This is a genomic window from Cellulomonas sp. P22, assembly GCF_044392165.1.
The window spans coordinates 282,611-308,008 of record NZ_JBISBW010000002.1 but is presented as its reverse complement, the minus strand read 5'-3'; the positions used below and the strand labels follow the sequence as shown (position 1 = coordinate 308,008).

Genomic DNA, 25,398 nt, shown 5'->3' with positions numbered 1-25,398 from the left:
TGGCATGCTGGGGCCATGTCGGACGAGCCTTCTCCCATCACCGTTCCTGCCGGCATCCCGGCCCTCGAGGCCGCCGCCGAGGCTCCGCGCCTGAAGACGCCCGAGGTCCTGATCATCACGGGGATGTCAGGCGCCGGGCGCACGCGCGCGGCCGCCGTCCTGGAGGACCTCGACTGGTACGTGGTCGACAACCTCCCGGCCCAGATGCTCACGCACCTGGTGGGTCTCATGACGCACGGCACGGGGGGCGCCCAGCCGCAGCGCCTCGGTGCGGTCGTGGACGTGCGCGGTCGCGAGTTCTTCGCCGACCTCGAGCAGGTGCTGTCGGGGCTCGGCGAGGCCGGCATCGACTACCGGATCCTGTTCCTGGACGCGTCGGACGAGGTGCTCGTGCGGCGTTTCGAGCAGGTGCGGCGCCCGCACCCGCTCCAGGGAGACGGCCGCATCCTCGACGGGATCGGCGCCGAGCGGGCCATGCTGCGCAGCACGCGCGAGCGCGCGGACGTGCTGATCGACACGTCGGACCTCAACGTCCACGACCTCGCACGCGAGATCCGGGCAGCCGTCGCGGGCGGCAGCTCGGACACGCTGCGCGTCAACGTGGTCTCGTTCGGCTTCAAGTACGGGCTGCCGCTCGACGCGGACCACGTCGTGGACGTGCGGTTCCTCGCGAACCCGTACTGGATCACGGAGCTGCGCCACCTCTCGGGCCGGGACGCGCCCGTGCGGGACTACGTGCTGGGCCTGCCGGGGGCGACGACGTTCGTCGAGCGCTACGTCGACGCGCTCGAGCCGGCGCTGGCCGGGTACGTGCAGGAGGAGAAGCGGTACCTGACGATCGCCGTCGGGTGCACCGGCGGCAAGCACCGCTCGGTCGCGATCAGCGAGGCGATCGCAGCCCGGCTGCGTGACCGTGGTCTGCGGGTGACCGTCTCCGCCCGAGACCTCGGGAAGGAGTGAGCCTGGTGCCTGCCGGTCCGTCGTTCGTCGCGTTGGGTGGGGGGCACGGGCTCTCGGCGACGCTGTCGGCGCTGCGTCTGATGTCGGACCAGCTGACCGCCGTGGTCACCGTGGCCGACGACGGCGGCTCGTCGGGGCGGCTGCGCGACGAGCTGGGGGTGCTGCCCCCGGGTGACCTGCGGATGGCGCTCGCGGCGCTGTGCGACGACACCGAGTGGGGGCGCACCTGGCGCGACGTGCTGCAGCACCGCTTCTCGTCGTCGGGGGACCTCGACCGCCACGCGGTCGGCAACCTGCTGATCGTGGCGTTGTGGGAGCTGCTGGGGGACACCGTCGAGGGCCTCGACTGGGTGGGTCGGCTGCTGGGTGCGCGCGGCCGGGTGCTCCCCATGGCTGCGGTGCCGCTCGAGATCGAGGCGGACGTCGACAAGGGCGACGGGACCATCGGCGTGGTCCGGGGCCAGAGCGCCGTCGCCGTGGTCGGTGAGCGGATCACGAGCGTGCGCCTGGTGCCCGACGCCCCTCCGGCGTGCGCGGAGGCCGTCGCCGCGGTCGACGGGGCCGACTGGGTCGTGCTCGGGCCCGGCTCGTGGTTCACGTCGGTGCTGCCGCATCTGCTCGTCCCCGACCTCGCGGCGGCGCTGCACCGCACGTCGGCCGGCCGCATCCTCGTGCTCAACCTGGCCCCTGACGCGGGCGAGACCGACGGCATGCGCGCGGAGGACTACATCGACGTGCTGCTCCGGCATGCGCCCGACCTCCGCATCGACGCGGTGGTGGCCGACCCCGGGGCCGTCGAGGACGTCGGCGTGCTCGTCGAGCGCACGGCCGCGATCGGGGCGCGGCTGCTCCTGCGCCAGGTCGGCAGCAGCGACGGGTCTCCCCGTCACGATCCGTTGCGCCTGGCTGCGGCGCTGCGCGACGTGGTCGACGACTATCTCGGAGACGTGGGGACGCGCACGGGGGACTCCTAGAGAATGGCAAGATGTCGCCATGGCGCTGACGGCACAGGTGAAGGACGAGCTCGCACGGCTCCAGGTCGACAAGACGTCCTGCCGCAAGGCCGAGGTGTCGGCCATGCTCCGGTTCGCGGGTGGTCTGCACATCATCTCGGGCCGGATCGTGATCGAGGCGGAGCTCGACACCGGCATCGCCGCGCGTCGGCTGCGGCAGGCGATCTCGGAGGTCTACGGCCACGGCAGCGACGTGATCGTGATCTCGGCGGGCGGGCTGCGGCGGGGGAGCCGGTACGTGGTGCGGGTCGTCAAGGACGGTGAGTCGCTCGCGCGGCAGACCGGCCTGCTCGACAACCGCGGACGCCCCGTCCGAGGGCTGCCGCCCCAGGTCGTGTCTGCCGGTGTCGGCGAGGCCGAGGCGGCGTGGCGCGGGGCCTTCCTGGCGCACGGCTCGCTGACCGAGCCCGGCCGGTCGTCGGCCCTCGAGGTGACCTGCCCGGGGCCCGAGGCCGCCCTCGCGCTGGTGGGTGCGGCACGCCGGCTCGGCATCGCGGCCAAGGCCCGCGAGGTGCGTGGCGTGGACCGGGTGGTGATCCGTGACGGCGACGCGATCAGCGCGATGCTCGCGAGGCTGGGCGCCCACGACACGATGCTGGTGTGGGAGGAGCGGCGCGTGCGCCGCGAGGTGCGCGGCACCGCCAACCGGCTCGCGAACTTCGACGACGCGAACCTTCGCCGCTCGGCCCGTGCCGCGGTCGCCGCGGGCGCGCGCGTCGAGAGGGCGTTCGAGATCCTCGGCGCCGACCTGCCCGAACACCTGCGTGAGGCGGGCGAGCTGAGGCTCGCGCACAAGGAGGCCTCGCTCGAGGAGCTGGGCAAGCTGGCCGACCCGGTGCTCACGAAGGACGCCGTCGCGGGGCGCATACGGCGTCTGCTGGCGACGGCGGACAAGCGCGCCGCCGAGCTCGGCATACCGGACACCGAGGCCGGCCTGAGCCCGGAGCTCCTGGACCTCTGACACGTCGCGCCGTAGACCTAGGTCCCGGCGTGATGGCCGTCACGGGTATAGGCTCATCGCATCCGGTGGCCCGGCGAAGGCCAAGGGGGATGCGGTTCGTCTTCTTCGTGGGCACCGGCGGCGCACATCGGCGTGCGTGCAAGTCAATCACCGTAACTGTGTGCGCCGACTCCGTCGGCGCTGCCGAGGAGGGCAAGTGACCATCCGCGTCGGTATCAACGGCTTCGGCCGTATCGGACGTAACTTCTACCGGGCCATCCTGGCGTCCGGGGCGGACATCGACGTCGTCGCTGTCAACGACCTCACGGACAACAAGACCCTGGCGCACCTGCTGAAGTACGACTCCGTCCTGGGTCGCCTCCCCGCCGAGGTCACCTACGACGAGTCGTCGATCATCGTGGACGGCAAGGCCATCCGTGCCCTCGAGGAGCGCGACCCCGCGCTGCTGCCGTGGGCCGAGCTGGGCGTCGACATCGTCATCGAGTCGACCGGCTTCTTCACTGACGCGACCAAGGCGAAGGCTCACCTCGACGCCGGCGCCAAGAAGGTCATCATCTCGGCTCCGGCCAAGAACGAGGACGGCACGTTCGTCGTCGGCGTCAACGAGCAGGACTACGACGCCGCGACGCAGCACATCATCTCCAACGCGTCGTGCACCACGAACTGCCTCGCGCCGATGGCCAAGGTCCTCGACGAGGCCTTCAGCATCGAGCGTGGCCTCATGACCACGATCCACGCGTACACGGGTGACCAGAACCTGCAGGACGGCCCGCACCGCGACCTTCGTCGTGCGCGTGCCGCTGCGGTCAACATCGTCCCGACCTCGACGGGTGCCGCCAAGGCTGTCGCCCTCGTGCTCCCGCAGCTCAAGGGCAAGCTCGACGGCTACGCGCTGCGCGTCCCGGTCCCGACCGGCTCTGCCACGGACCTGACGTTCACGGCCGGCCGCGAGGTCACCGCCGCTGAGGTCAACGCCGCGATCAAGGCCGCCTCCGAGACCGAGGCGCTCAAGGGCATCCTGGTCTACACCGAGGACGAGATCGTGTCGTCGGACATCGTCACCGACCCGGCCTCGTGCATCTTCGACGCCAAGCTCACCAAGGTGATCGGCGACCAGGTCAAGGTCGTCGGCTGGTACGACAACGAGTGGGGCTACTCGAACCGTCTCGTGGACCTCACGGTCTACGTCGGCGAGCGTCTCTGACACGTCGACCCTGACGTAGCACGACCATGCGTCCGCGTGCGCCCCGCGGCCTTCGGGTCCGAGGCGCACGCGGACGCTGTCATGTCCCGGGTCGTTGACGCGGCCCCTGTGAGGAATGAGAACGCCATGAAGACCATCGAGGATCTCGGGGACCTGCGGGGCAAGACCGTCCTCGTCCGCTCCGACTTCAACGTGCCGCTCGACGGCACGACGATCACGGACGACGGCCGGGTGCGCGCGGCGCTGCCCACGCTCACGACGCTGCTCGGGAAGGGCGCGCGCGTCGTCGTCGCAGCCCACCTGGGACGCCCCAAGGGTGCTCCCGAGGCGAAGTACTCCCTGGCCCCCGTCGCCGAGCGCCTGAGCGAGCTGCTCGGCCAGCCCGTCGCACTCGCCGAGGACGTCGTCGGCGACTCCGCCAAGGCGACCGTCGCAGCGCTGCAGGACGGCCAGATCGCCCTGCTCGAGAACATCCGCTTCGACCCCCGCGAGACCTCGAAGGACGACGCCGAGCGCGCCGCCCTCGCCGAGGACCTCGCGGCGCTGGCCGACGCGTTCGTGTCGGACGGCTTCGGTGTGGTGCACCGCAAGCAGGCGTCGGTGTACGACGTCGCGCAGAAGCTCCCGTCCGCCGTGGGTCTGCTCGTCCTCAAGGAGGTCGACTCGCTCAAGAAGGCGACCGAGAACCCCGAGCGCCCGTACGTCGTGGTGCTCGGCGGCTCCAAGGTCTCCGACAAGCTCGGCGTGATCGCGAACCTGCTGACCAAGGCCGACCGCCTGCTCATCGGTGGCGGCATGGTCTTCACGTTCCTCGCCGCCAAGGGCTACTCGGTCGGCGCCTCGCTGCTCGAGGCCGACCAGATCGACACGGTCAAGGGCTACCTGGCCAAGGCCGAGGAGCTCGGCGTCGAGATCGTGCTGCCCACGGACATCGTGGTCGCGGACGCGTTCGCCGCTGACTCGCCGCACGACGACGTCGCTGCCGACGCCATCCCGGACCACCGCATCGGTCTGGACATCGGCCCGGCGTCGCGGGAGTTGTTCCGCGAGAAGATCCTCGACGCGAAGACCGTCGTGTGGAACGGCCCCGCGGGCGTCTTCGAGTTCGCTGAGTTCTCGCACGGCACGCGTGCCATCGCGCAGGCGCTCGTCGAGGCTGGCGAGAACGGTGCCTTCACGATCGTCGGCGGTGGCGACTCCGCCGCAGCCGTGCGCGTGCTCGGCTTCGACGAGGCAGCGTTCGGCCACATCTCCACGGGTGGCGGCGCCAGCCTGGAGTTCCTCGAGGGCAAGTCCCTCCCCGGCATCGCAGTTCTGGAGGGCTGAGCCATGACGACTCGTATCCCGCTCATCGCAGGCAACTGGAAGATGAACCTCGACCACAACGAGGCCATCCACCTGGTGCAGAAGCTGGCCTGGACGCTCAAGGACGGCAAGTTCGACTACGCGACCACCGAGGTCGTCGTGCTGCCGTCGTTCACGTCGATCCGCTCCGTGCAGACGCTCGTGGACGCCGACAAGCTCGAGCTCGGCTACGGCGCGCAGGACGTCTCGCAGCACGCCAGCGGCGCGTACACCGGTGAGATCTCGGCGACGCAGCTCGCGAAGCTGGGCGTCACGTACGTGACGGTCGGTCACTCGGAGCGTCGCGAGTACCACCACGAGTCGGACGCGGTCGTCGCGGCCAAGGCCGTCGCTGCCTTCGGCTCGGGCATCGTCCCGATCGTGTGCGTCGGCGAGGGCCTCGACGTCCGCAAGGCCGGCGAGCAGGTGCCGTACACGCTCACGCAGCTCGAGGGCTCGCTCGCGGGCATCACGGCCGAGCAGGCCGCGACCGTCGTCATCGCGTACGAGCCCGTCTGGGCCATCGGCACGGGCGAGGTCGCGACCCCCGAGGACGCGCAGGAGGTCTGTGGCGCGATCCGCGGCAAGCTGGCCGAGATGTACGGCCAGGAGATCGCCGACGCCGTGCGCGTGCTGTACGGCGGCTCGGTGAAGTCGAGCAACGTCGCGTCGATCATGGCCAAGCCCGACGTCGACGGCGCGCTCGTCGGCGGTGCGAGCCTCGACGCCGAGGAGTTCGCGAAGATCGCGCGCTTCCAGGCGCACGAGGTCGGTCTCTGACCTCTGCACGACCCGTGGCGTGGGTGTGCGGGCCGGGACCCCGGTCCGCACACCCGCTGCTGGGTGACAGGCACCGCACCGTGCGCCGCCATGTTCTTGGCGTTCGTTGCGCCGTCACCTACGCTGGATCGCCTAGTCTTGACCCGATCACCTCTTGGTGACGCCCCGCACGAGTGAGGACAGACCCCCGACGTGGACGCCCTGCGCATCACCCTCCAGGTCCTGCTGGTGCTCGCCAGCTTCCTGCTGATCCCTCTCGTCCTGCTGCACAAGGGGCGCGGCGGCGGCCTGTCCGACATGTTCGGCGGCGGCATCACCTCGAGCGCGGGCAGCTCGGGAGTCGCCGAGCGCAACCTGAACCGCATCACTGTGACCGTCGCGGTCACGTGGGCGGTCATCATCATCCTGCTGGGCCTGATCCAGCGCGTGAGCTGAGGGAGTCCCGTGGCCAGTGGTAGCGCGATCAGGGGATCGCGGGTCGGTGCCGGCCCCATGGGCGAGGCCGAGCGGGGCGACAGCGCGCCTCGCATCTGGATCTCGTACTGGTGCGCGAACGGGCACGAGACGCGCCCGAGCTTTGCCGAGGAGGCCGCCGCCGAGGCGCCCGAGACGTGGGACTGCCCCCGGTGTGGTTTCCCCGGTGGACAGGACCAGGAGAACCCTCCGTCGCCGTCGCGCAACGAGCCGTACAAGACGCACCTCGCCTATGTGAAGGAGCGTCGTTCGGACGAGGACGGCGAGGCGATACTCGACGAGGCGCTGGCTGCGCTGCGAGCACGTCGAGGACGCCGCTGAACGACCGGTCCGCCGCGCAGCGCTGCGTGGCTCCGACCGTGTGACGACGAGCGCCTGCCCTCCGGGGCAGGCGCTCGTCGTGCGTCGTGCGTCCGGCGACCGCGCCTGGGCAGAGCGCCCCGGGGGTCGTGTGGGTGCCCCGCGCTACGGTCGACGCTCCTCCGAGAAAGGTGCAACGATGCAGGTCAGCGAGCTCGAGCAGGTCGTCGTGCGGGCCAAGACGGCCACCTACGCAGGGTCAGGTGCCGCCGCTGCAGGGTCCCGACCCGGGACCGTGGACCTGACCTACGCCGAGGGGGACTACGGCTACCTCGACAGCTACGTGGGCGGCAGCGACTTCCTGGGCCAGGAGGTCGTGACGTTCGAGGGGCGGCCCGTGTGGTCGATGGGCTACTACGGGTACCTGCTGCGGCCCGACCTGATCGACGCGGGCCGTGCGGGGCAGGTCATCAAGGCCTCGCTCACCGAGCTCTACGGTGAGGGGCGGTTCCTGGGCGGATTCCGCTCGACGCAGGGCGAGGACGTCTACACCGACACGAGCACGGGGGACGTGACGCACTTCGAGGGCAAGGAGTGGATCGAGCGGGCGGGCGTGCGCGTCTACGAGCTCGTCTACCACGGCGGCCTCGTGCGGCCGTGAGCCGGACGTGAGCGAGCCGGTGGCGGGCCCCTCACCAGGGACTGCCACCGGACCAGCCGTCAGGCGTCGGGCTCGGTGCCGGCCGCCGCGGCGTCGAGCAACCACAGCGTCCGCTCGGAGCCGGAGGCCCCCGCAGCGGGCGTCTGGTCGACCGGGGCGCCCGAGAGCGCTGAGGCGACCGCCTGGGCCTTCTCCGGGCCCGCTGCGACGACCCACACCTCGCGGGCGCCACGGATGGCGTCGAACGTCAGCGAGACCCGCTCGGCAGGGAGCTTGGGGGAGCCGTGCACGCCGGTCGCGGCGACGCCCTCGACCGCGAGGGCCTCGTGCCCGGGGAACAGCGACGCGACGTGGCCGTCGGGCCCCATCCCCAGCATGAGCACGTCGAACGCGGGCGAGGTCGCACCGGGCGCGGCGAAACGGGCCAGCTCCGCGGCGTACAGCTCGGCAGCTCGCTCCGGGGTGCGCACGTCACCGCCGAGGGCCGGCACCGGGTGCACGTTGACGTCGGGCAGCGCCGAGCCGAGCGAGCGCAGCAGCGCGTCGCGGGCCTGGGTCTCGTTGCGGTCGCCGTCACCCGAGGGCAGGAACCGCTCGTCGCCCCACCAGAGGTGCACGCCCGACCAGTCGACGGCGGTGCGCACCAGGTCGTGCGCGACGGCGGCGAGCGTCGCGATGCCCACCGTGCCGCCCGTGAGCACCACGTGCACGGGCCGTCGCTGCGACTGCAGGTCCAGCAGGCGCGTGAGCAGCCGCGCCGCGGTGGCCTCGACGAGGACAGCGGCGTCGGGGTGGACCACCACGAGCCGCTCGCTCACGACTGGACCTTCGCGAGCCCGGTGCGGAGCACCTCGCCGTAGACCTCGTCGGGGTCGAGGCGCCGCAGCTCCTCGGACAGGCATTCGCGCAGCTGACGGATCGGCAGCGCGATGCGGTGCTCGGGCTGGCCGGGCTGGATGAGGGCCGCGGTCTTGCCGTCGGGCCGGTCGAGGATGATCGGGCCGGCCTTGCGGTCGAGCCGCACCTGCGTGATCGCCGGGGCGCCGGGGATGCGCTCGACGTCGACGGGGCAGTCGAGCGCCTCCGCGAGCCACGCGGCCATGAGGTCGACCGACGGGTGCTTGCTCTCGCCCGAGACGAGCGCGCGCTCGACGGGTTCGAACGGCGCCTGGTCGAGCGTCGCGGCGATGAGGCCGCGCCACAGCGTCGTCCGGGTCCAGGCGAGGTCGGAGTCGCCCTCGGAGTACACCTCGGCCAGGTGCCGCAGCGCCTTCGACGGTGCGGTGGTGTTGACCGAGTCGGTGATGCGCCGCTGGGCCATCGCACCCAGCGGGTGCGCGCCCGGGTCGTCGGGGACGTCGTACGGCCACCACACGACGATCGGCGCGTCGGGCAGCAGCAACGGGATCACGAGCGTGTCCGAGTGGCTGCGCAGCGCGCCGGCGGAGCGGAGCACGATGACCTCGCTGGCCCCTGCGTCGCCGCCCAGGCGGATCTGCGCGTCGAGCGAGGCCGCACGGTGACCGGGCTGGTCGGCGAGCACGATGATGCGGCACGGGTGCTCGCGGCTCGCGTCGTTGGCCGCCTCGATCGACTCCTCGGGGTCGTGGCCGCCGAGGTCGATGATGAGGGTGAGCACGCGACCGAGGGCCACCGCCCCGCCCTCGTCACGGGCCTTGACCAGGCGCCCGTTGATGGCGCGCGTCGAGGTGTCGGGCAGGTCGATGATCACGGGATCCTCCAGTGCCGTCCGTCGCGGGCCATCATCTCGTCGGCCGAGGTCGGGCCCCAGGTGCCGGAGCGGTACGGGTCAGGCTTGCCGTGCTCGGCCCAGTACGAGGTGATCGGGTCGAGGATCTTCCAGGACAGCTCGACCTCCTCGTGCCGCGGGAACAGCGGCGGGTCGCCGAGCAGCACGTCGAGGATGAGCCGCTCGTAGGCCTCGGGGGAGGACTCGGTGAACGCGTGCCCGTAGCCGAAGTCCATCGTGACGTCGCGGACCTCCATCGCGGTGCCCGGGACCTTGGCGCCGAAGCGCAGGGTGACGCCCTCGTCGGGCTGCACCCGGATCACCAGGGCGTTCTTGCCCAGCTCCTCGGTCGAGGTCGACTCGAACGGCAGGTGCGGCGCGCGCTTGAACACGACGGCGATCTCGGTCACGCGGCGTCCGAGCCGCTTGCCCGTGCGCAGGTAGAACGGCACGCCGGCCCAGCGCCGGGTGTCGATGTCCAGGCGGACGGCGGCGAACGTCTCGGTCGTCGAACCGGGGGAGAAGCCCTCTTCCTCGGTGTACCCGGCGACCCGTTCGCCACCCTGCCAGCCCGCCGTGTACTGCCCGCGCGAGGTGTGCCGACCCAGGTCGCGCGGCAACCGGACGGCCGAGAGCACCTTGATCTTCTCGGCGCGCAGCGACTCCGCGTCGAACGAGACCGGCTCCTCCATCGCTGTGAGCGCGAGCAGCTGGAGCAGGTGGTTCTGGATGACGTCGCGTGCGGCGCCGATGCCGTCGTAGTACCCGGCGCGGCCGCCGATGCCGATGTCCTCGGCCATGGTGATCTGCACGTGGTCGACGTAGTGCGCGTTCCAGATCGGCTCGAACAGCTGGTTCGCGAACCGCAGCGCGAGCAGGTTCTGGACCGTCTCCTTGCCGAGGTAGTGGTCGATGCGGAACACGTCGTCGGGCCGGAAGACCTGGGAGACGACGGCGTTGAGCTCGCGCGCGCTCTCCAGGTCGTGGCCGAACGGCTTCTCGATGACGACCCGGCGCCACGTGCCCTCGCGGGGCTGCGAGAGCCCCGAGCGGGCGAGCTGGCGGCACACCACGGGGAACGAGCTCGGGGGGACGGACAGGTAGAACGCGTGGTTGCCGCCGGTGCCGCGGTCCTTGTCGAGCTCCTCGACCGTCTCGCTCAGCCGGTCGAACGCGTCGTCGTCGTCGAACGTGCCCTGCACGAACCGGATGCCCTCGGCGAGCTGGCGCCAGGTGGCCTCACGGAACGGCGTGCGGGCGTGCTCCTTGACCGAGTCGTGCACTATCTGCGCGAAGTCCTGGGTCTCCCAGTCGCGTCGCGCGAACCCGGTGAGCGCGAACCCGGGCGGCAGCAGGCCACGGTTGGTCAGGTCGTAGACGGCCGGCATGAGCTTCTTGCGTGCGAGGTCGCCCGTGACGCCGAAGATCACCAGGCCGCAGGGGCCCGCGATGCGGGGCAGACGCCGGTCGCGGGGGTCGCGCAGCGGGTTGTGGTCGGCGGTGACGTTCGCCGGAGTCATCCGTTGTCCTTCGAGAGTCCTGACGTGACGGTCGAGAGCAGCTGGTCCCAGCTCGCCTCGAACTTCTGCACTCCCTCGGCCTCGAGCTGCGCGGTGACCGCGTCCATCTCGATGCCGAGGCCGGCGAGGGCCGAGATGACGCGTGCCGACTCCACCTGCGCCCCCGAGACGGTGTCGCCCCGCACGGTGCCGTGCTCGGCGAACGCGCGCAGCGTCGCCTCGGGCATGGTGTTGACGGTGCCGGCGACGACGAGCTCCTCGACGTACTTCGTGTCGGGGTACGCCGGGTCCTTGACGCCCGTCGAGGCCCACAGCGGACGTTGGGGGTGCGCCCCGCGCTCGGCGAGACCCTGCCAGCGGTCACCCGCCACGACCTCCTCGTAGAGGCCGTACGCGAGCCGCGCGTTGGCGACGGCGGCCCGGCCCCGCAGCGCGGCGGCCTCGGGGGTGCCGAGGGCGTCGAGCCGGGGGTCGATCGCGGCGTCGACGCGGGAGACGAAGAACGACGCGACCGAACCGATGGGTCGCAGGTCGTAGCCGTTGTCGCTGGCCCGCTCGAGGCCGTCGAGGAACGCCGCCATCACCGCGGCGTACCGCTCGAGCGAGAAGATCAGCGTCACGTTGACGCTGATGCCCGCGGCGAGCACGGCTGTGATCGCCGGGAGCCCTTCGGGCGTCGCGGGGATCTTGATGAACACGTTGGGACGGTCCACCGCTGCCCACAGGGCCTTGGCGGCGTCGATGGTGCCCTGGGTGTCGTGCGCCAGGCGGGGATCCACCTCGATCGAGACGCGACCGTCGACGCCGTCCGTGGCGTCGTACACCGGGCGCAGCACGTCGGCTGCCTCCCGGACGTCGTCGGTCGTGATCGCGAAGACCGCGCGGTCGACGTCGGCGCCCTCGGACGCGAGCTCACGGAGCTGCGCGTCGTAGGCGTCGCCCTTCGCGAGCGCGCTCGCGAAGATCGTCGGGTTGGTCGTGACCCCGACGACGTCGTCGTCGGTGACCAGTCCCGCGAGGTTGCCCGTGCGGAGCCGCTCGCGCGACAGGTCGTCGAGCCACACCGCGACGCCGGCTGCTGTGAGCCGGTCGAGCGCGGTGCTGCGGTCCTCGGTCATGGTGGATCCCCTTCCTGGCACTGCGACGGTCAGACGATCTGGTCGCCGGTCCCGCTCTGCGTGGGCGTCCCCGCGTCGGACGCGGGCGCGTGCTGCCCGGCCGCTGCGGCGATCGACTCGTGCGCGGCCTCGACCACGGCCTCGGTCGTGATGCCGAACTCCTGGTAGAGCGTCTCGTACGCGGCCGATGCGCCGTAGTGCTCGAGCGAGATCGTGCGCCCGGCGTCACCGACGATCTTGTGCCACGAGAGCGCAAGTCCGGCCTCGACCGAGACCCGGGCCCGCACCGACGACGGCATGACCTGCTCGCGGTACGCCTCGTCCTGCTCGGCGAACCATTCCAGGCTCGGTGCGGACACGACGCGCGTGGCCACGCCCTGGGACTCGAGGGCCTCACGCGCTGCGACCGCGAGCTGGACCTCGGAGCCCGTGCCGATGAGGATCACGTCGGGCGTGCCCGTGCTCGCCTCGACCAGCACGTAGGCGCCGCGCTCGACGCCGTCGGCCGAGGTGAAGCCGTCCTCGCCGCGCGGGAACGTGGGCACGTTCTGGCGCGTGAGGATGAGGCCCACGGGACCGTGCGGCTTCTCGATGATCGCCTTCCACGCCGCGACCGTCTCGTTGGCGTCGGCGGGACGGACCACGGCGAGGCCGGGGATGGCGCGCAGCGCGGCGAGGTGCTCGACGGGCTGGTGCGTGGGGCCGTCCTCGCCCAGACCGATCGAGTCGTGCGTCCAGACGTAGACGACCGGCACGCCCATGAGCGACGCGAGGCGCACCGAACCACGCATGTAGTCGCTGAACGTGAGGAACGTGCCGCCGTAGGGGCGCGTGAGGCCGTGCAGCGCGATGCCCGTGAGGATCGAGCCCATCGCGTGCTCGCGGATGCCGAAGTGCAGCGTGCGCCCGTACGGGTTGCCCGCGAACTCCTTGGTCGAGCGCTCCGTCGGGAGGAACGACGGCTCACCCTTCATCGTGGTGTTGTTCGAGCCGGCGAGGTCGGCCGAGCCGCCCCACAGCTCGGGCAGCGCGGAGGCGAGCGACGAGAGGACCTCGCCGGACGCCGCGCGGGTCGCGATCCCCTTGCCGGCGGGGAACGTGGGCAGCGCGTCGGTCCAGCCGTCGGGCAGCCTGCCCGCGACGAGCCGGTCGAGCAGCGCGGCACGGTCCGGGTTGGCGGCACGCCACGCCTCGTAGCGGGCGTCCCACAGCTCCTTGGCGGCCTTGGCGCGCGCGGCGACCTGCTCGCGGGTGTGCGCGATGACGGCCGGGTCGACGTCGAAGGACTTCTCGGGGTCGAAGCCGAGGACCTCCTTGAGCCCGCGGACCTCGTCGCCGCCGAGCTTGGAGCCGTGCGCGCCGTGCGTGTTCTTCTTGGTCGGCGAGGGCCACGCGATGATGGTCCGCAGGCCGATGAACGACGGACGGTCGGTGACCTGCTTGGCCGCCTCGATCGCGGCGTTCAGCGCGTCGACGTTCTCCTCGTAGCCGTCGGCACCCTGGGTCCAGTCGACGAACTGGACGTGCCAGCCGTAGGCCTCGTAGCGCTTGAGGACGTCCTCGGTGAAGGCGATGTCGGTGTCGCCCTCGATCGAGATGTGGTTGTCGTCCCACAGCACGACGAGGTTGCCGAGCTCCTGGGTGCCGGCGATCGAGGACGCCTCGCTGGTCACGCCCTCCTGGAGGTCGCCGTCCGAGGCGATGACGTAGACGAAGTGGTCGAACGGGCTCTCGCCGGCGGGCGCGTCGGGGTCGAGCAGACCGCGCTCGCGCCGGGCCGCCATGGCGAAGCCGACACCGCTCGCGAGACCCTGGCCGAGCGGGCCCGTGGTGATCTCGACGCCGGTCGTGTGCTTGTACTCGGGGTGGCCGGGGGTCTTGGAGCCCCACGTGCGCAGCGCCTCGATGTCCTCGATCTCGAGGCCGTAGCCCGCGAGGTAGAGCTCGAGGTACTGCGTCAGGCTCGAGTGCCCTGCCGAGAGGATGAAGCGGTCGCGACCGAGCCAGCTCGGGTCGGCGGGGTCGTGGCGCATCACGTTCTGGTAGAGCAGATACGCCGCGGGGGCGAGGCTGATGGCGGTTCCGGGATGGCCGTTGCCGACCTTCTCCACGGCATCGGCAGCCAGGACGCGGATCGTGTCCACGGCCTTCCTGTCGAGCTCGGTCCAGCCGACTGTCGCTGCCACGGGGGCCTTCGCGTTCACCGCACCTCATTCCCGCCGAGGGAGGTTCAGCATCCCTGGGCGTTCCGATCGATCTGGCCGGCCAGCCCTCGGTGGGCTCCCGGACACGTCTCGAGCGAGGGCCGGGTGGCGCAACGCAGAGCCGTGTGGGTCGAGCCTATCTCGCCGCGGTGCTCCCGCGTGGGTCGGCCCATCGACCGTGAAATCGATTTCATCTGGAGTCAGACGACCGACGTCACACCGCCAGGTGGCGCCCGGGGCGGTCCGGCGACCCGTCCCGGGGTGCCCGCCGACGTAGCATGGGCGGTTGACGACCCCACCGACAGCTCGAGAAACGGAAGTCCGCAGCGCGTGCGCATCACGAGCCCTGCCCCACTGGACGACGCCGGGGTGCCCACGGGCGCGTCGGCGGACGAACGAGCCGTGCCAGGAGCCGTGGACGACGCCCAGCCCGCTCCCACCACCGGCGCGGTCGGGCGGCGCGGTCCGCTGCGACGCAAGGTCGCGGCCTACGTCTCGCTGACCAAGCCGCGCGTGATCGAGCTGCTCCTGGTCACCACGATCCCGACCATGGTGCTCGCCGAGCGCGGCCTGCCGTCGCTGTGGCTCGTGCTCGCGACGCTGGTCGGCGGAGGCGGAGCGGCCGGTGCCGCGAACGCGTTCAACTGCTACCTCGATCGCGACATCGACGAGGTCATGAACCGCACCAAGCGGCGCCCGCTCGTCACCGGTGAGCTGACCCCCCGGGCCGCGCTGGTCTTCGCCTCGCTGCTCGCGGTCGTGTCGCTCACGTGGCTCGCTGTGCTCGTCAACGTCCCCTCCGCGCTGCTCACGGCCGCGGCGATCCTGCTCTACGTCGTCGGCTACACCATGATCCTCAAGCGCCGCACGTCGCAGAACATCGTCTGGGGCGGCGCCGCCGGGTGCATGCCCGTGCTGATCGGCTGGTCGGCCGTCACGGAGGGCGTCTCGTGGACCGCGGCGCTGCTGTTCGGTGTCATCTTCTTCTGGACCCCGCCGCACTACTGGCCGCTGTCGATCAAGTTCCGGCGCGACTACGCGGCCGCGCACGTCCCGATGCTCCCGGTCGTGGCCGGCGACACCAAGGTCGCCCGCCAGATGATCGCGTACACGATCGCGATGATCGCGTGCTCGCTGCTCCTGGTCCCCGTCTACGGCATGACCTGGGTCTACGCGATCCTGGCCGTCGGGCTCGGCGCGTGGTTCCTGGCGCTGTGCGTGGGCCTGTACCGGCGTGCGCTCGACCCGTCGCGGGGCAAGCTCGACGCGATGAAGGTGTTCCACGGGTCCATCACCTACCTCACGCTGCTCTGCGCCGCGATCGTGGTGGATGTCTTCCTCCCCCTCTGACGACGGGCGGGCCGAGCCCGAGAGCCCGCTGCAGAGGGTCGTCGACGACTACCTGGCCCACCTCACCGTCGAGCGGGGGCTCTCGGTGAACACCCTCTCGGCGTACCGGCGGGACCTGCGCCGCTACGTCGCCCACCTCGACGCGCGCGGTCGCACCACCCCGGCCGAGGTGACCCCGGCCGACGTCGAGGACTTCGTCACCGTGGTGCGCACCGGCAGCGACGGCGGCTCGACGCTGTCGGCGTCCTCGACCGCCCGCTCCGTGGTCGCCGTCCGCGGCTGGCACCGGTTCTGCGCGCTCGAAGGGCTCACCGGCACCGACGCGTCGAGCGCCGTGCGTCCGCCCGCCCAGCCCAGACGGCTGCCCAAGGCGATCTCGACAGCGGACGTCGAGCGGCTGCTCGAGGCGGCGTCGGCGGGGGAGGGGGCCGTGCCCCTGCGCGACCGCGCGCTTCTCGAGCTCGTCTACTCGACCGGTGCCCGCATCTCCGAGGCCGTGGGCCTCGACGTCGACGACCTGGACCTCACGCCCGGGCTCGCCGCGGTGCGGCTGACGGGCAAGGGCGACCGGCAGCGCATCGTGCCCGTGGGCTCGTACGCGGTCGAGGCGGTCGAGGCCTACCTGGTGCGCGCCCGGCCCATGCTCGCCGCGGGGGGTCGGGGCACCCCGGCCCTGTTCCTCAACACGCGCGGCGCGCGGCTCAGCCGGCAGAGCGCGTGGGCTGTGCTCCGGGCCGCGGCCGAGCGGGCCAGGCTGCCCCAGGCGACGCACATCTCCCCGCACACGCTGCGGCACTCGTTCGCGACGCACCTGCTCGCGGGCGGTGCCGACGTGCGCGTGGTCCAGGAGCTGCTCGGGCACGCCTCCGTCACGACCACCCAGATCTACACCCTGGTCACGCGCGACACCCTGCGCGAGGTCTACGCGACCTCGCACCCGCGTGCGCTGCGCCGCACCAGCCCCGACCGCGACGACGCGGTCACGCACCCCGTCGGCTGAGCCCGCGCGGGCGTGTCCGGTCTGTCGCAGCCGCTCGGGGCATCCGCTCCGGTACGTTGTCCGCGTGGCAACCGAGCAGACGACCGAGCTGGAGCGCGACCCCGTCGGGCGCGCCCTGCCGATCTTCCCGGACCCCGAGCCCCTGACCTCGCACGGTCCGGCCAGGGTCATCGCGATGTGCAACCAGAAGGGTGGCGTCGGCAAGACGACCACCACGATCAACCTGGCGGCGGCGCTCGCCGAGGTCGGTCGTCGGGTGCTCATCGTCGACTTCGACCCGCAGGGTGCCGCGTCGGTGGGCCTGGGCATCAGCCCGCACGAGCTCGACCGCACCGTCTACAACCTGCTGATGGAGCGCAACGCCTCGCTCGCCGAGGTCGTGCGCACCACGGACGTGCCGAACCTCGACCTGCTGCCCGCCAACATCGACCTGTCGGCGGCCGAGGTCCAGCTCGTGACCGAGGTGGCCCGTGAGTCGGTGCTCGCGCGCGTGCTGCGCCCTGCGCTCGACGACTACGACGTGATCCTCATCGACTGCCAGCCCTCGCTCGGGCTGCTCACCGTCAACGCCCTCACGGCCGCGCACGGCGTGCTCATCCCGCTCGAGTGCGAGTTCTTCGCGCTGCGCGGCGTCGCGCTGCTCGTCGAGACCATCGAGAAGGTGCGCGACCGGCTCAACCCGCGCCTCGAGGTCGACGGCATCGTCGCGACGATGTACGACTCACGCACGCTGCACGCCCGCGAGGTCGTGGCCCGCGTGCACGAGGCGTTCGGCGACACGCTGCTGCACACGGTCATCGGCCGCACGGTGAAGTTCCCGGACGCGTCGGTCGCGGCCGAGCCGATCACCACGTACGCGCCGACCCACAGCGGCGCGACGGCCTACCGCCAGCTCGCGCGCGAGCTCATCGCCCGTGGCGACGCCGCCTAGCCTGGTCGCCGAGGCGCCAGGACACCCGCAGCAGCCCGCGCCGAGCGCAGACGCACCGGACACCAGCGGCGCGAGCGCGACCCCCGCGGGCACGAGCGCGTTCGAGGTGCACCTCGACAACTTCAGCGGCCCGTTCGACCTGCTGCTCGGGCTGATCTCCAAGCACAAGCTCGACATCACCGAGGTCTCGCTCGCGCGCGTCACCGACGAGTTCATCGGGTACATCCGGACCGCCGAGCGTGCCGCGGCCCAGGGCGGCCGGTCCTGGGACCTGGGGCAGGCGAGCGAGTTCCTCGTGGTCGCGGCCACGCTCCTCGACCTCAAGGCCGCGCGGCTGCTGCCGGCCGGTGACGTCGAGGACGCCGAGGACCTCGAGCTGCTCGAGGCGCGCGACCTGCTGTTCGCGCGGCTGCTGCAGTACCGCGCCTACAAGGTCGTCGCCGCGGACATCGGCGAGCGGCTCACGGCTGAGGCCCGGCGCACGCCGCGCAGCGTCACGCTCGAGCCGCAGCTCGCAGCGCTGCTGCCCGAGCTCGTCTGGCAGATCGGGCCGCACGAGCTCGCCCAGCTGGCCGCCCGGGCCCTGTCGCCCAAGGCTCCGCCCCCCGGCGTCGACATCAGCCACCTGCACGCGCCTGCCGTCTCGGTGCGCGACCAGGCCGCGCTGCTGGTCGACCGGCTGCGGCACGGCGGTGCGGCCACGTTCCGTGCGCTCACGGCCGACGCGGGCTCGACGCTCGTGGTGGTCTCGCGGTTCCTCGCGCTGCTCGAGCTGTTCCGCGAGGGGGCCGTGGGCTTCGACCAGGTGACCCCGCTCGGGGAGCTCACCGTGCGCTGGACCGGCACCGACGACGGCGACGTCGAGGTCTCCGACGACTTCGACGTGGCCGACGCCGACCTGGTCCGTGCGACGGCAGCGCGCGAAGCCCTGGCCGCCGACCCGGCACCGGACACCCCCCTCGACCTCCCGACCCTGGAGCACGACGCATGACCGAGCCAGCGCTCGATCCGACCGACGTCACCGACGTGACGTCCACCACATCCGGTGCCGACCCGGCGGACGTCACGGCCGAGCCCGGTGCGGTCGCGACCGACGAGCTCGCGTTCGACGTCGAGGACCTCCCCGGTGGGGCGCTCGCCGCCGTCGAGGCTGTGCTCATGGTCGCCGACGAGCCGATCCCCGCGGTCCGGCTGGCGTCTGTCCTCGCGCTGCCGACCGACCGGGTCGAGCAGATCCTGCTCGCCCTGGCCTCCGAGTACCGCGGTGACCAGGGCGGACGCCCGCGCGGGTTCGAGCTGCGGCACGCCGGCGCGGGCTGGCGCATCTACTCCGGGTCCCCGTACGCCGAGGTCGTGGGGCGGTTCGTGCTCGAGGGCCAGACGTCGCGGCTGACGCACGCGGCCCTCGAGACGCTCGCGGTGATCGCGTACCGCCAGCCCGTGACCCGCGGGCAGGTCTCCGGGGTGCGCGGGGTCAACGTCGACGGCGTCGTCCGGACGCTGACGACCCGTGGGCTGGTCACCGAGGCGGGCACCGACCCGTCGACTGGTGCGGTCCTCTACGAGACCACGGGATACTTCTTGGAGCGGATGGGGCTCGCGAGCCTGGACGAGCTGCCTCCGCTCGCGCCCTACCTGCCGGACTACGACGCGCTCGAGGGCGTGGACACGGCGAATGGGGAGAGACGATGAGCACACCGGATGGACGACGCAGCGACGGCGGAGGCCGCGGACGCGACAGCGGAGGGCGCCCCGGCGCCTCCCGCGGAGCGAGCGGCCGCAGCGGCCAGCCGCGTCCCGCACGCGGCGCCGCACAGGGCGGCCGGCCGGCACGACCGGCACGCGCCAAGGGACCGGCACGACCTGTCGAGCCGCCGCGTGACGTGCACGACCCGGACGGCGTCCGGCTGCAGAAGGTCCTCGCGAGCGCGGGCCTGGGTTCGCGCCGAGCGTGCGAGGACCTCATCACCGCGGGCCGCGTGACGGTCGACGGCGTACCGGTCGTCGAGCTCGGGGTGCGGGTCGACCCGGCCAAGGCCGCGATCCACGTCGACGGGATGCGCGTGCAGCTCGACACCTCGATGGTGACGATCGCGCTGAACAAGCCGCTCGGCGTGGTCTCGACCATGCACGACCCCGACGGGCGTCCGTCGCTCGCCGAGTTCGTCAAGAACCGCGAGGAGCGGCTCTTCCACGTCGGGCGCCTGGACGCCGAGACCGAGGGCCTGATCCTGCTGACCAACGACGGCGAGCTCGCGAACCGCCTCTCGCACCCGTCGCACGAGGTCCCCAAGACCTACATGGTCGAGGTCGAGGGGCGCGTGCACCCCTCGCTCGGCAAGCAGCTCCAGCAGGGCATCGAGCTCGAGGACGGCCTCGTGTCCGTCGACAGCTTCCGGATCGTGGACCAGACCCCGCAGGCGAGCCTCGTGGAGATCGTGCTGCACGAGGGCCGCAACCGCGTGGTCCGGCGCATCTTCGACGAGGTCGGCTTCCCCGTGACGCGGCTCGTGCGCACGCAGATCGGCCCGATCAAGCTCGGCGACCTGCGTCAGGGCCGCACGCGGGTGCTCGGCAAGGTCGAGCTCGGCACGCTCATGGCGCTGGTGGGGATGTGACCTCGACGGTCGCGACGCGCGGCCCGGTGCGGGTGGTCGGCACCGGGCTGCTCGGCGCGTCCGTCGGACTGGCCTTGACCACCCGCGGGGTCGAGGTCGTGCTCCACGACCCGTCCCGCACCGCCCTGGCGCTCGCGCGCGACGTCGGTGCCGGCCGTCCGGCGACGCCCGACGACGCGCCCCCGGCGCTCGTGGTCGTCGCGGCGCCCCCGGACGTCACGGCCGACGTGGTCCTCGCCGAGCTCGCGGCGTTCCCGGACGCGGTGGTCACCGACGTCGCGAGCGTCAAGGGGTCCGTGCTCGACGAGCTGCGTGCCGCCGGGGCCGACCTGACCCGCTACGTGGGCTCGCACCCCATGGCCGGGCGCGAGCGCTCGGGTCCGGCCGCCGCGGTGCCGGAGCTGTTCGTCGGGCGGCCGTGGGTCGTCGCCGACTCGGGGACGTCCTCGGCGGCGGCGCTGCTCGCGGTGCGGGCCCTCGCCGTGGACCTGGGGGCGGTGCCCGTCGACATGGAGGCCACCGCGCACGACGCGGCGGTCGCCGTGGTCTCGCACGTCCCGCAGGTCGTCTCGAGCCTCGTCGCGTCCCGGCTCCGCGACGCGTCCGACCAGGCGCTGGGTCTCGCGGGCCAGGGGCTGCGCGACGTGACGCGGCTCGCGTCGAGCGACCCCGCGCTGTGGACGTCGATCCTGGCCGCCAACGCCGACGCGGTGCGCGGGGTGCTGCGCGACCTGCGCGGCGACCTCGACGTGGTGATCGCCGCCCTCGACCGTGCGGCGGCGGCGACCGGCCCCGAGACGGTCGAGCTCGGGGCGCTCGCGGCGATCGCGCAGACCGTCGCCGACGGGAACGCCGGCGCGGCCCGGATCCCCGGCAAGCACGGCGGCGCGCCACGCACGTACGAGGTCGTCACAGCCCTCGTCCCCGACACCCCCGGCGAGCTCGCCCGGCTGCTGGCCGACGTCGGCGACGCCGGGGTCAACCTCGAGGACCTGCGGCTCGAGCACTCGGCCGGCCGGCCGGTCGGCATGGCGTCGATGTGGGTCCTGCCCGGACGGTCCGAGCACCTGGAGGCGGAGCTCAGTGCCCGCGGATGGAGACTGGTGAGTTGAGCACGGAAGCACAGCACGACGGCGGACGGCGCCACGAGGCACTGGTCGTCGCGATCGACGGGCCGTCGGGCTCGGGCAAGTCCAGCGTGTCGCGGCTCGTCGCCGCACGGCTCGGGCTCGCGTTCCTCGACACCGGCGCGATGTACCGCGCTGCGACGTGGTGGTGCCTCGAGCAGGGCGTCCCGCTGACCGACACGGCGGCCGTCGCGGCGCTCGTGCGTGACCTGCCGCTCGTCGTGGGGGTCGACCCGCAGGGGCCGACGGTCCACGTGGGCGGCACCGACGTGGGCGAGGCGATCCGCACCACGGCCATCTCGTCGGCCGTGAGCGCCGTCGCCACCAACCTCGAGGTCCGCGCCGAGCTCGGCCGCCGCCAGCGCGAGGCCATCGCGGCCGAGCGGGTGCCGACGTCGTTCTCGCAGGGACGCGGGATCGTCGCCGAGGGGCGCGACATCACCACGGTGATCGCCCCCGACGCCGACGTGCGGGTCCTGCTGACCGCGAGCGAGGAGGCGCGGCTCGCGCGGCGCGCGAAGGACGTGCACGGCAGCGCCGACGCCGCAGCGGTCGAAGCCACCCGCGACCAGGTGCTGCGCCGCGACCGGGACGACTCCACGGTGTCCACGTTCCACGTCGCGGCCGACGGCGTGGTCACCGTCGACTCGTCGGACCTGGACCTCGAGCAGACCGTGCAGGCCGTGCTCGACGTGGTCGCGCAGGTCAGCGGACGCGTCGCATGAGCGAGCCGGTGATACCTGGCGCCCGCGGGGCGCGTGTCGGCCTGGTGGCCGGGCGCGTGTTCGCCCACGGGCTGTGGAACACGCACGTGACGGGCGCGGACCGCGTCCCCACCGACGGGCCCGTGCTGCTCGCCGCGAACCACGTGGGCGTCGCCGACGGCCCGATCCTCGCGGGGGCCTCGCCGCGCCCCGCGCACGTGCTCATCAAGGCCGAGCTGTTCGCGGGGGTGCTGGGTCCGGTGCTGCGCGGCCTGGGCCAGATCGCCGTCGACCGTCAGGACGGCCGCGGGTCGCTCGCGGCGGCCCTGGGCGTGCTCAAGCGCGGGGGAGTCGTCGCTGTGTTCCCCGAGGGGAACCGTGGGCGCGGTGACGCGGCCGACGCGCGGGCCGGCGTCGCGTGGCTCGCCATCAACGGTCACGCGCCGGTGGTGCCGGTCGCCGTGCTCGGCACGCGCCGGACGGGGGAGTCCGTGGGGCACCTGCCGGGCTTCCGTCGCCGGTTCGAGATCGAGTTCGGCGAGCCGCTCGTCCTCGAGCGGGCGCCGGGGACGTCGGGCCGGGCCGCGGTCGCCCAGGCGAACGAGGAGATCCGTGTCGCGCTGTCGGACCTCGTGACCGCGGCCGTCGGGCGCACCGGGATCAGGCTGCCCGTGGACGACGCGGACCACGACGTCCCGGCCCCGCAGGAGGCGCATTAGTCGTCAGGGCGGTGCGCGGGAGAGAATGGCCCCATGACCGAGACCGACCCGACCGCGGGCCTGCCCGACGACGCGCCACTGGGCGCCACCGACACCACCCCGGACACCGAGCTGTCGGATGCGGCCCGTGAGGAGGCCCTGCGCGCGGGCCTCGCCGAGTACGACCTCGAGGAGGACGACCTCGCCCTGCTCGAGGGCGAGATCAGCGCCGGGCCGGGTGAGGCCGGAGGTGCGGCGCTGCCCGTGCTCGCCGTCGTGGGCCGCCCCAACGTGGGCAAGTCCACGCTCGTCAACCGCATCCTCGGCCGCCGTGAGGCGGTCGTCGAGGACAAGCCCGGTGTGACGCGCGACCGGGTGAGCTACCCGGCCGAGTGGGCCGGCCGCAACTTCACCCTCGTCGACACCGGCGGCTGGGAGGTCGACGTCGCGGGCATCGAGGCGCGCGTCGCCGAGCAGGCCGAGGTCGCGATCTCCCTCGCCGACGCCGTGCTGTTCGTGGTCGACGCAACGGTGGGCCCCACCGCCACCGACGAGCGCGTCGTGCGTCTGCTGCGCAAGTCCGGCAAGCCCGTGGTGCTCTGCGCCAACAAGGTCGACGGCCCGCGCGTCGAGGCCGACGCGACCGAGCTGTGGAGCCTGGGCCTCGGCGAGCCGCACCCCGTCTCCGCGCTGCACGGGCGTGGCACGGGTGACCTGCTCGACGCCGCGATGAAGGCGCTGCCGCGGGTCTCGGCGCACGGCACCGCGATCCCTGTGGGCGGCCCGCGGCGCGTGGCCCTCGTCGGGCGCCCCAACGTCGGCAAGTCCTCGCTGCTCAACAAGGTGCTGGGCGCCCAGCGGGTCGTCGTCGACGACGTCGCCGGGACCACGCGCGACCCGGTCGACGAGCTCGTGCAGCTCAAGGACAAGACGTGGTGGTTCGTGGACACCGCGGGCATCCGTCGCCGCGTGCACCAGACCCAGGGCGCCGACTTCTACGCGTCGCTGCGCACCCAGGCCGCGATCGAGAAGGCCGAGGTCGCGGTCGTGCTGATCGACGCGTCCACCAAGCTCACCGAGCAGGACACGCGTGTCATCTCGCAGGTCATCGAGGCCGGACGGGCGCTCGTGCTCGCGTTCAACAAGTGGGACCTCATGGACGAGGACCGTCGTCCGTACCTCGAGCGCGAGATCGAGCAGGACCTGGTGCAGGTGCAGTGGGCGCCGCGCGTGAACCTCTCGGCCCGCACCGGGTGGCACGCGGAGCGGCTCGTGCCGGCGCTCGAGCGCGCGCTCGAGTCGTGGGGGACTCGCATCCCGACGGGACGTCTCAACGCGTTCCTCGGTGAGCTCGTCGCCTCGCACCCGCACCCGCTGCGCGGGGGGAAGCAGCCGCGCATCCTGTTCGCGACGCAGGCGTCGACCTCCCCGCCGCGGTTCGTGATCTTCGCGAGCGGCTTCCTCGAGGCCGGCTACCGCCGGTACATCGAGCGTCGTCTGCGCGAGACCTTCGGCTTCGAGGGCACCCCGATCGAGATCTCGGTGCGGGTGCGGGAGAAGCGCAAGCGGTGACCCGTCCGGCGGCCGGCGGGGCGCACTCGCCCGCCGGCCCGCCGGGGGGTACGGCGCGGTCCGCCGTGCCCGGCCGCGCGGTGCTGCTGCGGCTCGGGCTGCCACGCGACCCGCCGCGCCGCAGCACCTCGCGGCGTTCCTCGTCGCGACCGTGGTGACGGTGCTGCTCACACGGGGGCTGCTGGCCGCGACGGGCTACCCGCAGGTCGGCGGGACGCACCTGCACGTGGCGCACGTGCTCTGGGGTGGCCTGCTGCTCGCCGTCGCCGTGGTGCTCCTGCTCTCGTACGCCGGGCCCGTGGTGCGGCCGCTCGGCGCGGTGGTGGGCGGCATCGGGTTCGGGCTCTTCGTCGACGAGATCGGCAAGTTCGTCACGGCCGACAACGACTACTTCTACGCCCCGACCGCCTCGCTCATCTACGTCGTCGTGGTGCTGCTGGCGCTGCTCGCCGAGGTGCTGCACGGGCGACGGGAGCGGGACGCGAGCGAGCTCCTCGCGGGGGCCGTCGACCAGGCCGTCTCGGGCGTGGTCGGCGGGTTCAGCCCGCGCGCGCGGCGCCGGGCCCGCGGGCTGGTGCAGGCGGCCGGTGACCAGCGCGGTGCGCCCGAGGTGCGGGCGCTGCTCCGGGTGGTCGAGGACGACGAGCACGAGGTGCCCGACGTGGTCGGGTCCGTGGCCCGGTGGGTCGTGCGCGGCACGCACCGGCTCGTGCGGGCCCGCTGGGTGCCGTGGGTCGCGGTCGTGGTGCTCACGGGTACCGAGGCGGCGACGATCGGGCGGGGGCTGGTCGCGTGGCTCGGCGGGGTCGACGTGCCGGGCTGGGTCGTGGTCGGGATGCTCGTCTCGGGTGCCGGCTCGCTCGCGTGCTCGGTGGTCGGGCTCGTGGTGGTGCGGCGATCGCGCGAGGACGGCTTCGCGTGGTTCCGCCGCTCGGTCCTGGTGAGCCTGCTGCTGACCCAGATCTTCCTGTTCCGGCTCCAGCAGTGGGCCGCGCTGACGGGGCTGATCGTGGACCTGCTGGTGCTGGGCGTGGTGGCGGCCGAGGGCGAGGTCGCGCGTGCACGGCGGCTCGAGGCGGCGGGGGAGCGCGAGAACGCCAGATAGACTC

Annotated in this window: 25 protein-coding genes; 20 read left to right on the top strand and 5 right to left on the bottom strand. The window is 72.7% G+C overall.

Features of this window, described 5'->3' with window-relative positions; genetic code table 11:
- The first annotated feature begins 15 nt into the window (after positions 1–15).
- The 9 genes from rapZ (at position 16) to ACGIF2_RS02150 (ending at position 7,697) form a co-directional block, all read left to right on the top strand.
- The gene (gene rapZ / locus ACGIF2_RS02190; RefSeq protein ID WP_396042990.1) at positions 16–960 is read left to right on the top strand and encodes an RNase adapter RapZ; all 945 of its coding nucleotides are present in this window, start codon (positions 16–18) and stop codon (positions 958–960) included.
- A complete protein-coding gene (yvcK, locus tag ACGIF2_RS02185; RefSeq protein WP_396042988.1) occupies positions 957–1,934 on the top strand; it encodes a uridine diphosphate-N-acetylglucosamine-binding protein YvcK in 978 nt (325 codons plus the stop codon). The genes rapZ and yvcK overlap by 4 nt, the downstream gene beginning before the upstream one ends.
- 19 nt (positions 1,935–1,953) lie before the next feature.
- Entirely contained in the window at positions 1,954–2,934 is a 981-nt protein-coding gene (gene whiA, locus ACGIF2_RS02180; RefSeq protein ID WP_396042986.1) for a DNA-binding protein WhiA, read from the top strand.
- A gap of 196 nt (positions 2,935–3,130) precedes the next feature.
- Positions 3,131–4,138, top strand: coding sequence for a type I glyceraldehyde-3-phosphate dehydrogenase (gene gap, locus ACGIF2_RS02175; protein ID WP_396042985.1), 1,008 nt, complete (start codon positions 3,131–3,133; stop codon positions 4,136–4,138).
- A 126-nt stretch (positions 4,139–4,264) separates the two neighbouring features.
- Entirely contained in the window at positions 4,265–5,464 is a 1,200-nt protein-coding gene (locus tag ACGIF2_RS02170; RefSeq protein ID WP_396042983.1) for a phosphoglycerate kinase, read from the top strand.
- A 3-nt stretch (positions 5,465–5,467) separates the two neighbouring features.
- Positions 5,468–6,262, top strand: coding sequence for a triose-phosphate isomerase (gene tpiA / locus ACGIF2_RS02165; protein WP_396042981.1), 795 nt, complete (start codon positions 5,468–5,470; stop codon positions 6,260–6,262).
- 192 nt (positions 6,263–6,454) lie between these two features.
- A complete protein-coding gene (gene secG / locus ACGIF2_RS02160) occupies positions 6,455–6,697 on the top strand; it encodes a preprotein translocase subunit SecG (RefSeq protein WP_396042979.1) in 243 nt (80 codons plus the stop codon).
- Positions 6,698–6,706: 9 nt separating this feature from the next.
- Positions 6,707–7,057, top strand: coding sequence for an RNA polymerase-binding protein RbpA (locus tag ACGIF2_RS02155; protein WP_396042977.1), 351 nt, complete (start codon positions 6,707–6,709; stop codon positions 7,055–7,057).
- A 178-nt stretch (positions 7,058–7,235) separates the two neighbouring features.
- On the top strand, positions 7,236–7,697 hold the full coding sequence (locus tag ACGIF2_RS02150) for a DUF5680 domain-containing protein (RefSeq protein WP_396042975.1): 462 nt from the start codon (positions 7,236–7,238) through the stop codon (positions 7,695–7,697).
- 59 nt (positions 7,698–7,756) lie between these two features.
- Here ACGIF2_RS02150 and pgl read toward each other — a convergent pair whose 3' ends face one another.
- The 5 genes from pgl to tkt are packed head-to-tail and all read right to left on the bottom strand — an operon-like array spanning position 7,757 to position 14,289.
- Positions 7,757–8,515 carry a 6-phosphogluconolactonase gene (gene pgl / locus ACGIF2_RS02145; protein WP_396042973.1) on the bottom strand — a complete coding sequence of 253 codons (759 nt, stop codon included), beginning with the start codon at positions 8,513–8,515 and terminating at the stop codon, positions 7,757–7,759.
- Positions 8,512–9,429 (bottom strand): glucose-6-phosphate dehydrogenase assembly protein OpcA, encoded by a 918-nt coding sequence (locus tag ACGIF2_RS02140; protein WP_396042971.1) that lies wholly within the window; start codon positions 9,427–9,429, stop codon positions 8,512–8,514. Before ACGIF2_RS02140 ends, pgl begins: the two co-directional genes overlap by 4 nt.
- On the bottom strand, positions 9,426–10,967 hold the full coding sequence (gene zwf / locus ACGIF2_RS02135) for a glucose-6-phosphate dehydrogenase (protein WP_396042969.1): 1,542 nt from the start codon (positions 10,965–10,967) through the stop codon (positions 9,426–9,428). The genes ACGIF2_RS02140 and zwf overlap by 4 nt, the downstream gene beginning before the upstream one ends.
- Entirely contained in the window at positions 10,964–12,085 is a 1,122-nt protein-coding gene (gene tal / locus ACGIF2_RS02130) for a transaldolase (protein ID WP_396042967.1), read from the bottom strand. The genes zwf and tal overlap by 4 nt, the downstream gene beginning before the upstream one ends.
- A 29-nt stretch (positions 12,086–12,114) precedes the next feature.
- Positions 12,115–14,289, bottom strand: coding sequence for a transketolase (gene tkt / locus ACGIF2_RS02125; protein WP_396042965.1), 2,175 nt, complete (start codon positions 14,287–14,289; stop codon positions 12,115–12,117).
- Positions 14,290–14,691: 402 nt separating this feature from the next.
- On the opposite strand from tkt, the gene ACGIF2_RS02120 reads away from it, so the two are divergent.
- The 11 genes from ACGIF2_RS02120 to ACGIF2_RS02070 all read left to right on the top strand — a co-directional run bounded on the left by ACGIF2_RS02120 (position 14,692) and on the right by ACGIF2_RS02070 (position 25,394).
- Positions 14,692–15,639, top strand: a complete 948-nt coding sequence (locus tag ACGIF2_RS02120) for a heme o synthase (RefSeq protein WP_396042963.1) — start codon at positions 14,692–14,694, stop codon at positions 15,637–15,639.
- Positions 15,620–16,639: a site-specific tyrosine recombinase XerD gene (locus tag ACGIF2_RS02115; protein ID WP_396042961.1), complete on the top strand. Its 1,020-nt coding sequence runs from the start codon at positions 15,620–15,622 to the stop codon at positions 16,637–16,639. Before ACGIF2_RS02120 ends, ACGIF2_RS02115 begins: the two co-directional genes overlap by 20 nt.
- A gap of 64 nt (positions 16,640–16,703) precedes the next feature.
- On the top strand, positions 16,704–17,570 hold the full coding sequence (locus ACGIF2_RS02110; RefSeq protein WP_396042959.1) for a ParA family protein: 867 nt from the start codon (positions 16,704–16,706) through the stop codon (positions 17,568–17,570).
- Positions 17,554–18,561: a segregation and condensation protein A gene (locus tag ACGIF2_RS02105; RefSeq protein ID WP_396042958.1), complete on the top strand. Its 1,008-nt coding sequence runs from the start codon at positions 17,554–17,556 to the stop codon at positions 18,559–18,561. The genes ACGIF2_RS02110 and ACGIF2_RS02105 overlap by 17 nt, the downstream gene beginning before the upstream one ends.
- Entirely contained in the window at positions 18,558–19,262 is a 705-nt protein-coding gene (scpB, locus tag ACGIF2_RS02100) for an SMC-Scp complex subunit ScpB (RefSeq protein ID WP_396042956.1), read from the top strand. Before ACGIF2_RS02105 ends, scpB begins: the two co-directional genes overlap by 4 nt.
- Complete coding sequence (locus ACGIF2_RS02095; protein ID WP_396042954.1) at positions 19,259–20,188, top strand: pseudouridine synthase; 930 nt, start codon at positions 19,259–19,261, stop codon at positions 20,186–20,188. Before scpB ends, ACGIF2_RS02095 begins: the two co-directional genes overlap by 4 nt.
- On the top strand, positions 20,185–21,300 hold the full coding sequence (locus ACGIF2_RS02090; RefSeq protein WP_396042952.1) for a prephenate dehydrogenase: 1,116 nt from the start codon (positions 20,185–20,187) through the stop codon (positions 21,298–21,300). The genes ACGIF2_RS02095 and ACGIF2_RS02090 overlap by 4 nt, the downstream gene beginning before the upstream one ends.
- On the top strand, positions 21,282–22,040 hold the full coding sequence (gene cmk, locus ACGIF2_RS02085) for a (d)CMP kinase (protein WP_396042950.1): 759 nt from the start codon (positions 21,282–21,284) through the stop codon (positions 22,038–22,040). Before ACGIF2_RS02090 ends, cmk begins: the two co-directional genes overlap by 19 nt.
- On the top strand, positions 22,037–22,738 hold the full coding sequence (locus tag ACGIF2_RS02080; RefSeq protein WP_396042948.1) for a lysophospholipid acyltransferase family protein: 702 nt from the start codon (positions 22,037–22,039) through the stop codon (positions 22,736–22,738). Before cmk ends, ACGIF2_RS02080 begins: the two co-directional genes overlap by 4 nt.
- 33 nt (positions 22,739–22,771) lie before the next feature.
- Positions 22,772–24,289: a ribosome biogenesis GTPase Der gene (gene der, locus ACGIF2_RS02075; RefSeq protein WP_396042946.1), complete on the top strand. Its 1,518-nt coding sequence runs from the start codon at positions 22,772–22,774 to the stop codon at positions 24,287–24,289.
- A gap of 160 nt (positions 24,290–24,449) precedes the next feature.
- Positions 24,450–25,394, top strand: coding sequence for a hypothetical protein (locus ACGIF2_RS02070; protein ID WP_396042944.1), 945 nt, complete (start codon positions 24,450–24,452; stop codon positions 25,392–25,394).
- The last annotated feature ends 4 nt before the right edge of the window (positions 25,395–25,398 follow it).

What these genes read in the sequence shown, in the direction of transcription:
- cmk (WP_396042950.1), top strand. Translation starts at nt 21,282, where the DNA reads ATGGAGACTGGTGAGTTGAGCACGGAAGCACAGCACGACGGCGGACGG.
- ACGIF2_RS02115 (WP_396042961.1), top strand. Translation starts at nt 15,620, where the DNA reads ATGTCTTCCTCCCCCTCTGACGACGGGCGGGCCGAGCCCGAGAGCCCG.
- der (WP_396042946.1), top strand. Translation starts at nt 22,772, where the DNA reads ATGACCGAGACCGACCCGACCGCGGGCCTGCCCGACGACGCGCCACTG.
- tpiA (WP_396042981.1), top strand. Translation starts at nt 5,468, where the DNA reads ATGACGACTCGTATCCCGCTCATCGCAGGCAACTGGAAGATGAACCTC.
- zwf (WP_396042969.1), bottom strand. Translation starts at nt 10,967, where the DNA reads ATGACTCCGGCGAACGTCACCGCCGACCACAACCCGCTGCGCGACCCC.
- ACGIF2_RS02170 (WP_396042983.1), top strand. Translation starts at nt 4,265, where the DNA reads ATGAAGACCATCGAGGATCTCGGGGACCTGCGGGGCAAGACCGTCCTC.
- ACGIF2_RS02150 (WP_396042975.1), top strand. Translation starts at nt 7,236, where the DNA reads ATGCAGGTCAGCGAGCTCGAGCAGGTCGTCGTGCGGGCCAAGACGGCC.
- tal (WP_396042967.1), bottom strand. Translation starts at nt 12,085, where the DNA reads ATGACCGAGGACCGCAGCACCGCGCTCGACCGGCTCACAGCAGCCGGC.
- scpB (WP_396042956.1), top strand. Translation starts at nt 18,558, where the DNA reads ATGACCGAGCCAGCGCTCGATCCGACCGACGTCACCGACGTGACGTCC.
- rapZ (WP_396042990.1), top strand. Translation starts at nt 16, where the DNA reads ATGTCGGACGAGCCTTCTCCCATCACCGTTCCTGCCGGCATCCCGGCC.
- ACGIF2_RS02080 (WP_396042948.1), top strand. Translation starts at nt 22,037, where the DNA reads ATGAGCGAGCCGGTGATACCTGGCGCCCGCGGGGCGCGTGTCGGCCTG.
- whiA (WP_396042986.1), top strand. Translation starts at nt 1,954, where the DNA reads ATGGCGCTGACGGCACAGGTGAAGGACGAGCTCGCACGGCTCCAGGTC.
- ACGIF2_RS02095 (WP_396042954.1), top strand. Translation starts at nt 19,259, where the DNA reads ATGAGCACACCGGATGGACGACGCAGCGACGGCGGAGGCCGCGGACGC.